General features: G+C 35.6%; 13 protein-coding genes and 1 pseudogene. 7 read left to right on the top strand and 7 right to left on the bottom strand.

The window, feature by feature from the left end; translation table 11 throughout:
* The first annotated feature begins 78 nt into the window (after positions 1–78).
* Positions 79–390: a transposase gene (locus tag E2L07_RS21700; protein WP_166740001.1), complete on the top strand. Its 312-nt coding sequence runs from the start codon at positions 79–81 to the stop codon at positions 388–390.
* 38 nt (positions 391–428) lie between these two features.
* The gene (locus E2L07_RS01490; RefSeq protein ID WP_412733951.1) at positions 429–1,307 is read left to right on the top strand and encodes an IS3 family transposase; all 879 of its coding nucleotides are present in this window, start codon (positions 429–431) and stop codon (positions 1,305–1,307) included.
* Positions 1,308–1,675: 368 nt separating this feature from the next.
* Here the strand turns inward: E2L07_RS01490 and E2L07_RS01485 are convergent, their stop codons facing one another.
* A complete protein-coding gene (locus E2L07_RS01485; RefSeq protein ID WP_134228644.1) occupies positions 1,676–2,350 on the bottom strand; it encodes a response regulator transcription factor in 675 nt (224 codons plus the stop codon).
* Positions 2,351–2,777: 427 nt separating this feature from the next.
* Here E2L07_RS01485 and E2L07_RS21615 point away from each other — a divergent pair.
* Positions 2,778–2,888: pseudogene (locus tag E2L07_RS21615) on the top strand (PCYCGC motif-containing (lipo)protein); the annotation flags it as partial.
* Positions 2,889–2,950: 62 nt separating this feature from the next.
* Here the strand turns inward: E2L07_RS21615 and E2L07_RS01480 are convergent.
* From E2L07_RS01480 to E2L07_RS21465, 4 genes are all read right to left on the bottom strand, one after another.
* On the bottom strand, positions 2,951–4,354 hold the full coding sequence (locus E2L07_RS01480) for a nucleoside recognition domain-containing protein (protein ID WP_134228643.1): 1,404 nt from the start codon (positions 4,352–4,354) through the stop codon (positions 2,951–2,953).
* 4 nt (positions 4,355–4,358) lie between these two features.
* On the bottom strand, positions 4,359–5,048 hold the full coding sequence (locus E2L07_RS01475) for a FeoB small GTPase domain-containing protein (RefSeq protein WP_134228642.1): 690 nt from the start codon (positions 5,046–5,048) through the stop codon (positions 4,359–4,361).
* A gap of 2 nt (positions 5,049–5,050) precedes the next feature.
* Positions 5,051–5,293, bottom strand: coding sequence for a FeoA family protein (locus E2L07_RS01470; protein ID WP_134228641.1), 243 nt, complete (start codon positions 5,291–5,293; stop codon positions 5,051–5,053).
* A gap of 192 nt (positions 5,294–5,485) precedes the next feature.
* Positions 5,486–5,617 (bottom strand): hypothetical protein, encoded by a 132-nt coding sequence (locus E2L07_RS21465; protein ID WP_276399872.1) that lies wholly within the window; start codon positions 5,615–5,617, stop codon positions 5,486–5,488.
* 65 nt (positions 5,618–5,682) lie between these two features.
* Here E2L07_RS21465 and E2L07_RS01465 point away from each other — a divergent pair, with 65 nt between their 5' ends.
* Positions 5,683–6,144, top strand: a complete 462-nt coding sequence (locus tag E2L07_RS01465; protein WP_134228640.1) for a hypothetical protein — start codon at positions 5,683–5,685, stop codon at positions 6,142–6,144.
* Between the two features lie 152 nt (positions 6,145–6,296).
* Here the strand turns inward: E2L07_RS01465 and E2L07_RS01460 are convergent, their stop codons facing one another.
* Positions 6,297–6,896, bottom strand: coding sequence for an SCO family protein (locus E2L07_RS01460; RefSeq protein ID WP_134228639.1), 600 nt, complete (start codon positions 6,894–6,896; stop codon positions 6,297–6,299).
* 164 nt (positions 6,897–7,060) lie between these two features.
* Positions 7,061–7,390, bottom strand: coding sequence for a hypothetical protein (locus E2L07_RS01455; protein ID WP_134228638.1), 330 nt, complete (start codon positions 7,388–7,390; stop codon positions 7,061–7,063).
* 350 nt (positions 7,391–7,740) lie between these two features.
* Between E2L07_RS01455 and E2L07_RS21115 the strand changes: the two genes are divergently transcribed.
* The 3 genes from E2L07_RS21115 to E2L07_RS01445 form a co-directional block, all read left to right on the top strand.
* Entirely contained in the window at positions 7,741–8,049 is a 309-nt protein-coding gene (locus tag E2L07_RS21115) for a recombinase family protein (protein ID WP_243854881.1), read from the top strand.
* Positions 8,050–8,077: 28 nt separating this feature from the next.
* Positions 8,078–8,359, top strand: a complete 282-nt coding sequence (locus E2L07_RS21110) for a hypothetical protein (protein WP_243854880.1) — start codon at positions 8,078–8,080, stop codon at positions 8,357–8,359.
* A gap of 172 nt (positions 8,360–8,531) precedes the next feature.
* A partial coding sequence (locus tag E2L07_RS01445; RefSeq protein ID WP_208401961.1) for a helix-turn-helix domain-containing protein occupies positions 8,532–8,657 on the top strand: 126 nt, incomplete at its 3' end.

The raw sequence follows: 8,657 nt of genomic DNA, 5'->3' as shown, positions 1-8,657 counted from the left end.
CTCTATAGCCCCTAAATGAACTTGGACAGTAAGAGTAATAAATATTATACTACTTATTGTACCAAGGAGGCTGACATCATGAAACGAACAAGACACTCAAAAGGTTTCAAATTACAAGTCGTAAAAGAAGCCACTGAGACAGGCAATAATTCCTTAGTAGCCCGTCGATATGAACTGAATCCGAACATGGTAAGTCGTTGGATTCGTGAATATAAGGAGGGCAAATACGGTGAAGTAGATGTAACTGTGCTGCCGGATCTTGATTCCAAAGAGTTATCCGAGGAAAATGAAAAGCTTAAAATAATATTAGGTGAAAAAGACCTTGAAATCGCCATTCTACGAGATCTTATAAAAAAGAAAAACCCTCACTTGCTGAAAAACTTGAAGTAGCTGACAAGTGGATTCAAGAAGGCTACTCCATTTCAAAAGTGCTGAAAATCATCGGTATTTCGCGTTCCACATACTATTATCAAAAGAATTATCGTGTGGAAGAGAAAAAAGCAAGTGAGGGACGTCCAACACCCGGTTATTCTATCAAAAAGGACGGCCAAAAGGTATCAGACGAACAAATCAAAGAATACCTACTTGAAGAAATTGCAGGCGATGGCTTCAACTATGGCTACCGTAAATTAACAAAATTACTTCGTCGAAAATACAATCTTATAATCAATAAGAAAAAAGTTTACCGGTTGTGCAAGGATCTTGGTATTTTACGTCCGCAACGGCAAAAGAAAGTCTCTTATCCTAGAAAACTAGCTAGAAATCGCACGATTAAGAGTTCAAACAAATTGTGGGAGATTGACATTAAATATGGCTATATTGAAGGTGAAGACCGATTCTTCTTTGTATTGTCAATCATCGACGTTTATGATCGCAGTATTGTTGAATACTATATGGGATTAAGCTGCACGACAAAAGATCTAAAGCAAACCCTTTTGCGGGCATTATTCAAGCGCAAACAGATTAATGAATTGGAAAAACCTGTGATTCGCACAGATAATGGACCACAGTTTATTTCCCATGCCTTTGAAGAATTTTGCGAAAAATATACACTGGAACATGAAAGAATTCCTCCAAAAACACCAAATATGAATGCTCACATTGAGTCTTTTCATAGAATTTTTGAGGATGATTGTTTATCAAGATGGCAATTTGAAACGTATGCACAAGCCTATGAAGCAGTCGCAGAGTTTATGGTGTTTTATAACGAAAGACGCATGCATTCTAGCATTTTAGACTTGTCGCCAAATGAGTTTTATGAAAAGCAACAATATGAAAACGTGAAAATCAAAGAGGTACGGGTTTAATCACCCCTTCTATTTTTCTTCCTTTTGTCCCAAAAATTATTTCAGCTATTTCTGGAATGGAGTCAAGGGCGACGATAGTCGGGCAAAGCCTTTATCCTTGAAGGAATGGAAGAAATGGCTATCATCTCAAAAGGACAAAAGGAAACGAAAAAGGATGTAATTTTAAGATAAAGTGAGATTAAGAGAGATACTGTCCAAAATACGGGGGTTAATCCGGGGCTACGTCCGCCACACGCTTGAAGAGGGAGTTTTCTCGCCTGTTTTAGATAAATAATACGTTAACCCAGCTCCAGTAACGATCATTATTAATGAAACCACAATAATAGTTATCCAAATCTTATGTTTTATTCCGTATTTATTAAATAATTTTAGACCTCGAATTTGTACCCAACTCCCCAAACCGTTTGGATATAAGTCCCAGCAGTACTTAATTTAATCCTAAGGGTTTTTACATGTGTATCCACTGTTCTCAAAGTTCCCGTGCTTTCTATTCCCCATATACGGTCAAGTAAATGTTCTCTTGAAAATACTTGACCCTTGTTGCTAATCAAGAAATTCAAGAGACTAAACTCTTTCCTTGTTAAGTTAACAAGTTTACCGGCCACTTCAACTTTATATCCATCTAAATCAACAACTAATTCACCTAATTTATACAAGTTTTGCTTTTCTTTAAAATTATTTGATCTTCTTAATAAAGCCTCAACACGAGCAACTAATTCTTTTGGGCTGAATGGCTTTACAATGTATTCATCAGCACCCATTTTTAATCCATTGATCCTGTTAACCTCTTCACCCTTTGCGGTTAACATGATGACGGGTACATTTGATATCTCTCGTATTTTTTGACAAACTGTAAAACCATCTAGTTTAGGCATCATGATATCTAGGATTACTAAATCAAAGGTTCCTTTTTTCCAGAGTTCCAATACTTCATTCCCATCATTTGCAGTACAAGTTAAATATCCATCTTTTTCTAAATACGAGCTAAGTAATACTAGCATTTGTTCTTCATCATCAGCGATTAAAATTTTATATTCATTCATTGTTCCCACCTAATATCATTAAATATAGTCCTTTTTCTAAAGGTATATTTTTTTCTAATTTAAATTTTGCTCTATCAATAACTGAAAGCGAGTTACCATCGATACTTGAAACATAAATATTTTGCATATCACCAGTAATATCATATAGATTATTTCCTACGTCAATCGGACTGCTTACAGTTCTATTTTCTTTATTTATTCTATAAACATTATTTGAAAAATATAAGGACTTAACTTATCTCCGTAAAAATCAACAGGCATTACTCCTACATCTACACGGTCAATTTCCTCTCCGCTTTCAGGATCATATACATAAACAGTTTTATTAAGCGAAAGGGCAATTGACCGATAACTTCATAAGACGTAGAAGGTCCTGAACGTACGTTTAGGATGTCTGCGGTTACTGTAGCTTTTTTACTTAAATTAGAAACAAGAGTTTGAAAAAGGTACGGATCTAAAAGCAATCCGTGAAAACATTGATAAAAAGTATGAGAGTTTAGGAACACCTCCTACTCCTACACCAATACCTAAAGAATAAGCAAAACAGCAGCTAAATGGCTGCCGTTTTCTAATGTCTATTTTTTCATCGTTTTCCCCTACCTATACCCATCCCATGAATCTTACAAATTGAGCAATAATGAAAGTAACTAAAAAAGCAATCCCTGTTGGAATCATAAAAGACCAGAATGTCCATTTTAGACTTTTTGTTTCTTTCCAGATATTCACGAGAGTTGTTCCGCATGGGTAATGCAACAATGAAAATAGCATCATATTAAGGCCTGTTAACCAGGTCCATCCGTTGTTTAGGAAAATGTGCTTCAAATCCTCGATTCCGTCTACATCAATTAATGCACCAGTTGATAAGTATCCCATTAATAATATTGGTAGTACAATTTCATTCGCTGGAAGACCAATTAAAAATGCCATTAAGATAAATCCATCTAATCCGATTGTCTGCCCTAACGGATCTAAAAAGTTTACGATATGCAACAGGATACTAGTGTCTCCCAACTGAATATTGGCTAAAACCCACGTTAGAATACCTGCTGGTGCCGCCACTTTAATGGCACGATTTAACACAGATAAAGATTTAGTTAGGGAAGATCGGATAACCGTGTCTACAAATTTAGGTTTTCTATATGGAGGTAATTCTAAAGTATAATGTGTTGGAACTCCCTTTAAAGCTGTTTTAGAAAGTACCCATGAAACAAGAAATGTGATAATAATACCGAACAATACAATTCCCACAATAACTGATGTTGTAACCAAGGATTTCATTCCACCGGTAAAACCCGCGGCCATAAATAGCGATGCCAGAACAATTAGTGTCCCCCAACGCCCGTTACAAGGAACAAAGTTATTTGTCAGTATAGCCAACATACGTTCGCGAGGGGATTCAATAATTCTCGAGGACATGACTGCTGCAGCATTACATCCAAACCCCATTGCCATCGTTAATGATTGCTTTCCATGTGCCCCAACTGTCTTAAATAACCGATCCATATTAAAAGCTACACGTGGCAAATATCCATAATTCTCAAGAAGTGCAAAAGTCGGAAAAAAGATAGCCATTGGAGGAAGCATCACACTAATAACCCAACTTGTTCCTCTATATAACCCCAAGACAAGAACACCATGAAGCCACTCAGGAGCATTTAGAGTAGTAAAAATTAAGGTCAAATATCCCTCAATCCATCCAAAGAAACTAGCTAACATGCTAGAAGGTACGTTTGCCCCCGCAATCGTTAAATAAAAAATTACCCCAAGCATAATGAGCATAATAGGAAATCCAAAAATGGGAGAAGTAAAAATGGCATCTAATTTCTCTGTTCTTTGATCATGTTTTGTTCTTGTAAATACTACACCCTCTTTTATAAATTCATTACTTTTTTTATAAAGCTGTTCAACAATTTTGTCACGAACAGTGGAAGAAGAGAGCTGGTCAGCCAATGAGAGCAATTCATGTATTCCATTTTCTTTATTTGCCGATGGTTGTATCTCCATCCCTTTACACCTCCATTTTACTAATATGCATTTCGATCATCTGTAAAAGGTCTCTATCACCATCTAGCATTCTCAAAGACAACCATCTAGCTGGAAATTTATCTCCAGAAATTTCTAGGACTTTCGGCAATAACAATTTAATTTTTTGTTCCGTTTCATCATCATAGGTAACTTGATATGGGGTACATAGGATGGTGCCCGATACTACACGGTCAATGGTATCGAGAAGCATGGATATTCCTGATTTATTTCTAGCCGAAACCTTAATAACGGGAACACCTAAACGTTTCATCAATACTTTGTCATTGATTTCAATTCCTAATTTTTCAGCTTCATCAATTAAGTTTATACAGATAATGACTCGGTCTGTAATTTCCATCACTTGTAAAGCTAAATTCATATTTCTCTCAAGTGCAGTAGCATCCAAGATAACCAAAGTAACATCTGGCTTTTCAAATACAAGGTAATCACGAGCAATCTTTTCATCCATCGAATTTGAAAATAGAGAATAGGTTCCAGGTAAATCAATCATTTCGTACTTATTATTCTTGAATGAAAACAAACCAGTCTTCAGATTCACAGTTTTTCCAGCCCAATTACCAGTATGTTGTTTTAGTCCGGTTAACAGGTTAAATAAAGTACTTTTTCCTGTATTAGGATTACCTGCGAGGGCAATACGGAAGGATTCAGTCATGATTAAATCAACTCCCCTTGAATTTTTGAACTTTCCTCTTTTCTTAACGCTATAGAGGTTTGACTTACCCGAAAAGCAATCGGGTCACCCAAAGGACTTTTTCTTAGTACCTCTACAATAGCTCCCGGCACAAATCCTAAATCTAAGAGTCTCCTTCTCATGACACCATCGATTTCTAAATGAGTAATACGAATGAAATCCCCTTTTTTCCCTTCAAACAATTTTATATTATTTGACCAAGCCATCATTCTTTCCCCTCTGCTTTTATTTTTCCCTTATGCAACTTTTAGTATTATAATATGAGCATATTCTCATATTGTCAAGATTATTTTTTAAATTAAAAAAAACTGCCAAATGGCAGTTCCCACTGATGTTATGATTAGGGTTAAGTTACTTGTACAAGTCTTTTCGTAATGCATTTTTTTGATTTTCTCGAATTATTCACTTACTTCGATCTCTATCTTTGACATATTGTGCATGCCTCTAGCCGTAACGTGAGCAATAACATAATAATGACCAGGTTCAGGAAATGTTTTGTCTACATAGTAGATTTCTTCCTTCTTGTCCAATTGCCCCTCCACTTTCTCGTGTTGATCGTCAGATTGTCCCTCTTTCCATATTTCCAAATGCATGAATGCTAGACTATGGTCAGGCACTTCTCTTTAAACATTTATTGATTATTCCTTTGCTTGTATTTGCCTGTATCAATGGCATATGGCTCGATCGAAAACTAAGAAAAGATGAAACATTTAATCCAAAGCCGTGGGCAAAAGCTGAAAGTTCCCTGCTGCTTTTCATTTTTTCAGCAACCGCAGTACTTGGACAGCAAGCGCCCACACACGATATTCCTTCAACGCTTCGGACAAATGGCGTTTCTGATTTATTTCAATATTTTTATGGCAGCCAAGTAGAGATGTATAACCAAATTCAATTCAGTCTTACAAGCATAAGTTTAATTTTATTCGCATTATCGATCTTCTTTTTACTGTTACTTCTTTATGCTTTCTTGAAAAAGGCACCAGCAATTTTTGCCTTTCTCATGAGTCTATTTTTTGTCTTTTCAGCTTATCTGGGCCTAATGACAAGTATTCAATAAGTGTAGTTAACTATGGGGAATTTACTATTCTCCCTGTTACAACTACCTTATTGTTTCAGGATGCGGCCTAAAATAACAAAACTATCAATCGGAAAAATAAGAAAAAAAAGAAAATTAATGCCCCCTTTTTTTAAAAGAGCATTGATACTTTTCTATTCGTTTACTGTTTCAATCAAATCTTTAATAATGTCTGTTTGGTCCGTTGTCATTCCATCATATCCGCGAATAACATGACCTTCTGGATCTACAAGAAAAAAGCGTGTACTGTGCATAATATCGTCACTGTCTACCAGATTTTCAACAGGCGAATTAAAAGCTTCTAATGAGAAATTCTGAAAATCTTCAAAGTCGTAGCCAGTGAGAAAATACCAGTATCCTTCTTTTGCTCCAATATTTTGACCATACTTTCGGAGATGTTCAGATGTATCTCTTTCAGGATCAACGGTAAACGAAATAAATTTCATCTCAACTCCTTCATCAATCATAGCATCTTGAAGGTTTATCATATTCGGTGTCAAGATCGGACAAACAGTTGGACAATTGGTAAATACCATCTTTGCAAGCCAGTATTGACCATTCAAATCTTCGCTACCATATTGTTCACCATAGTGATTAGTAAACTCAAATTCTGGTACAGCCATACCCGATTCAGATAAATCAAAATCACTTGTAGCCGAACCTCCTATTGAATATAACAAGCCGCATCCGCTTAGTATTAAAAGCAAGCCTAAAAGAGAAAAAAAATGTTTCATCCAATTTCAACCCTTTCTTGTTCACATTAACAATATTACTTTTTCTTCATTTCTTTCCACACTTCAATCTTTTCACAGTTTGCATATGTAACTATTTCACGCCAACATTAACACCTTCAGGGGCTTAAACCCGCTTCTCAAGAGCTGGTGATATTTCAGCACAATTACCAATTATCCCATTTTTTATCGATAATCCCTACTTCTTTTAGAAAGCTAGTAATTAAGCGATCCTTTTCACCTTTTAGGGCATCCTTAGTACAGGAAGATTCTTGTTTGTAGTCTAAATCTTGGGCATTTTGTAAAGTAGACTCTTCTAAAAAATTTGTTGCATTTGCTTGATCAAAACAAACAGGAGCAATATACGTTTTATAATTATGTTCTAGAATAATCCGAGTATCCGGGGACGGTAGGGTCTCTCTAGGAATGATAAAGCTTAAAAGAACTAATATCGGTATTATTATCGGAAGTATGATTCTACCTTTCTTAATTTGCAAAACATTCTCTCCTCTGAGTTTGTAAGTTATATCTTTTGCTAATTTTTATCTCTATAATTTCACTTGTAGGTGGCGTATCAACGTGATAAGTATCTTTGTCCCTAAATTCAAATCCTTTCCAGACACCAATTTTTTTCATGATAATCTCACTAATATATCTGATTATATCTGCAAATTGTGAAATCCATGTGAGCTTTCTGTGAAATTTAGCTTCGGAAAATTGAAGGAAAAGCCATTCCCTAAAAGGAAATTGTCGTCGTTGCACTTATCTAATTGCAAATAAATTACCAAATGGATAGAGCCACCTTTATTTGGGTATTTACTTTTTGGCTCTCGTAAGTGAAAACCGAGTGAGAAAAAAATTTTGGTCACCATCCACCATTACAGCATTTGTAAAAAATGAAGTATATATGGGTCATATTATTTGGGGAAAAGTTAAGTACGAAAAAAGAAATGGTCGGTACAAACGAATTAAGGTTCCGACTAAAGATTGGATAATTAAAAGAAATGCACATAAACCTATAGTATCCGAAGAACTTTGGGAGGTCGCAAACCAAGCTCACAAAGAACGTTGGAGACCTTCTACAGTTGAAACAAAGATCCTTTCCAATCCTTTAGCTGGAATCTTAAAATGCGAGAATTGTGGACACACACTTTAGTATCAACCTAGAAAAGACCGTCCTAATTATGATTCGCTGCGCAAGCGCCTCATGCCGCGGCATACAGAAAGGTGCTATTTTAACTCTTGTAGAAGAACGTATTATCCAAGGTTTAGAAGAACTTGTTGGATATATGGAAATAGAAGAGAATATGATTGAAAAAAGAGAGGCTATTTCTGCTGTCCCCCATAAGGAGAAGGCAAAGGCAGCTAAAGAAAAAGAATTTAGTGAATTAAGTCAACAAAAAGAAAGATTACATGATTTTCTTGAACGCGAAGTATATACATCTTTTTTCTGTTTAAATATATAATATCTAAACTTTTCATCTTTTATATTTTTATCAGAAAATTAGCGATTCATCCCCCCACTTCCTACAGAGTGTAAAGTGGGGGGATGAATCGCTTTTGCCTTTTAAAAATTCGTCAACTAACCTTGTTCTTGCTAGAATAATAGTAATAAACAGGAATGGAGGTTCGGTTCACATGGAAATAAACAAAGCATTTAGATATCGTATCTATCCAAACAAAGAACAACAAAACCTAATGAATCGAACCTTCGGTTCTTGTCGTTTTGTCTATAACCATTTTCTTAATATATGGAATGAGACA

The organism is Halalkalibacterium halodurans (genome assembly GCF_004376175.1).
Classification (GTDB): domain Bacteria; phylum Bacillota; class Bacilli; order Bacillales; family Bacillaceae_D; genus Halalkalibacterium; species Halalkalibacterium halodurans.
This window is presented reverse-complemented; position numbering and strand designations above follow the sequence as displayed.